At 33.4% G+C, this 2,437-nt stretch carries 2 protein-coding genes; both read right to left on the bottom strand.

Going from position 1 to position 2,437, the window contains the following annotated elements; all coding sequences use genetic code 11:
• Nucleotides 1-894 (bottom strand): polysaccharide biosynthesis protein (locus ABY863_RS13460; RefSeq protein ID WP_372795685.1); only part of this gene is annotated, 894 nt, incomplete at its 3' end.
• A 139-nt stretch (nucleotides 895-1,033) separates the two neighbouring features.
• A complete protein-coding gene (locus ABY863_RS13455) occupies nucleotides 1,034-2,146 on the bottom strand; it encodes a DegT/DnrJ/EryC1/StrS family aminotransferase (protein WP_372795683.1) in 1,113 nt (370 codons plus the stop codon).
• Nucleotides 2,147-2,437 lie beyond the last annotated feature (291 nt).

Here is a 2,437-nt window from a genome sequence, read left to right as displayed (position 1 = left end):
ATTACGGGTATTGTTAAGTTTAAAATATTGTTGCAAATTGTAAAGTTCAGATTCTGCCTGATCTATTAAAATAAGATGTTTGTAATTAAAACCTGCTACCTGCCTTGCTATCTCACTTCCTATAGAGCCCGCAGCACCCGTTATTAAAATTACTTTGTTATTTAATTCTCGTTTTAAAACCTGATTATCTAATTGAATAGACGCTCTTCCCAGTAAATCTTCAACTTTCACTGATTTAATTTGATTCAATTTTAACTCATGACCTATCCAATCTTTTGCAGGAGGTACTATTTTCACTTCCACAGCAAAGTCTGCAAATTTATCTACCAGTTTTAATATTTGAATTGGTTTTATGGTTTGTATGGCAATAATAATTTCATCAATTTCTTTTGAAATTATAAATTCTTTATCAATACTTGTTGCACTGTATACTGGTAAACGATTTATCTTTTTTCCTGTTTTACTTTTATTATCATCAATAAAACCAATTATTTGAGCCCTACTTTCATTGTCTTCTTTTAACACGCCATAGGTTAATAAACCTGCATCCCCAGCGCCATAAATCAGCACTCGCTTTTCAATTTTAGAGTCTTCAATTAATACACGGTACAATGCTTTAAATAAATGCCTGCTAAAAATTAATATAAGAACATTTAATAAAAAATGAATGACTAAAATAGACAACGGAATGGTGAAACCTGAGTGGATATGAAAACTGCGATTTAAAAATACCATCCCTATTAATAGCCCCAATAGTAGCCCATTGGCTGCTAAAATATTAATAGCATCTCTAAAGCCTGTATACCTAATAATACCCTTATAGGAACCTACAAGCAAGAAACTTATAAATGCTATTAAAATTACCAATGGAAGTTCAATTAATAAATTTGACATGTCAAAATTTAACTGAAAGTTGAAACGTATGATATACGCCAAAATAAAGGTATTAGAAACTATATAAAGGTCAATTGCTAATACTACCCATCTGGGTGCATTGTGCTTTATTAATTTTTTTGTAATTTTCTTTAACATCCTAAAAATTATTCAGCGCTTTAATAACCCTACTTAAATCATCTTCTGTACTGTTAGAACCACTTGGTAAACACAAGCCTTTTTCAAACAACCCTGCTGAAGTACCATTTTCATACCCCACACAATTTTTAAATACAGGTTGTAGGTGCATTGGCTTCCATAACGGCCTTGACTCTATATTTTCGTTTTGTAAATATAAACGAATTTTTTCTCTTTCAGCATAAGACGCTGTAACTACAGTTGTTAACCATCTGTTTGAATAAAAACCTGCTGGTTCTTCTAAAAATTTCAGGGATGTATTTTTTAAGGCTTCTTTATAGGTTTCAAATATTTTTCTTCTCGCCAGTACTCTATCATTCAACACTTCTAACTGACCTCTTCCAATACCCGCCAGTACATTGCTCATTCTATAATTATAACCAATGTGTGAATGTTCGTAATGTGGAGCTTCATCACGTGCCTGTGTAGCTAAAAAAATGGCTTTCTCTTTTGCCTCTCTGCTATTACAAATTAATGCACCTCCACCTGATGTAGTAATAATTTTATTGCCATTGAATGAAAATATACCAAAATCTCCAAACGTACCGCATTGTTCTTTGTTTACTGAACTCCCTAATGCTTCCGCACTATCTTCAATTACTGGAATTTCATATTTTTTACTAATGGCATGTATTGCATCCACTTGATATGGCATTCCGTACAAATGCACCGCTATTATCGCTTTTGGCTTTTTACCTTTTGCTATACGGTCTTTAATAGCTGCTTCTAACAAGATAGGACATAGGTTATAGGTAGTTTGTTCACTATCAATAAAAACTGGAGTTGCACCTACATAGCTAATAGGATTTGCAGAGGCTGAAAACGTAAAACTTTGACACAGTACTTCATCTCCCTTTTTCACTCCTAATAATACCAATGCTAAATGAAGAGCCCCTGTACCTGAACTTAAAGCTGCAATGTGTTTGGTTTTTCCAATGTAACTTTCAAGGCCTTTTTCAAATTCGTTTACATTAGGTCCTAATGGTGCTACCCAATTGGTATCAAAGGCTTCTTGTACATATTTTTGTTCTCCACCACCCATATGCGGAGAGGATAACCATATTTTCTTTTTCATTTGGGGTTCTATTAATTATGACTACAAATTTACTATTTTTTTTTAATTTACTAATTTTTACTTATTCGCTTTTTAGGACGGTGTTTCTTTTTATGCGTCATTCCGGACTTGATCCGGAATCTGTTGCTATAGTAACTAAATTAAACTTCAAACTCCAATCAACAGATACCCAGTCTATACTTCGACAGGCTCAGCATGACATTGCTGGGCATGACGAATGTATTAATCTAGAATAAACACACCCTTTTAACTCCCTCCTTGAGGAGGGCAGGGAGGTGTTTTAAGTTATTT

The sequence above is a fragment of the Lutibacter sp. genome (genome assembly GCF_041562875.1).
Taxonomy (GTDB): Bacteria; Bacteroidota; Bacteroidia; order Flavobacteriales; family Flavobacteriaceae; genus Lutibacter.
This window is presented reverse-complemented; position numbering and strand designations above follow the sequence as displayed.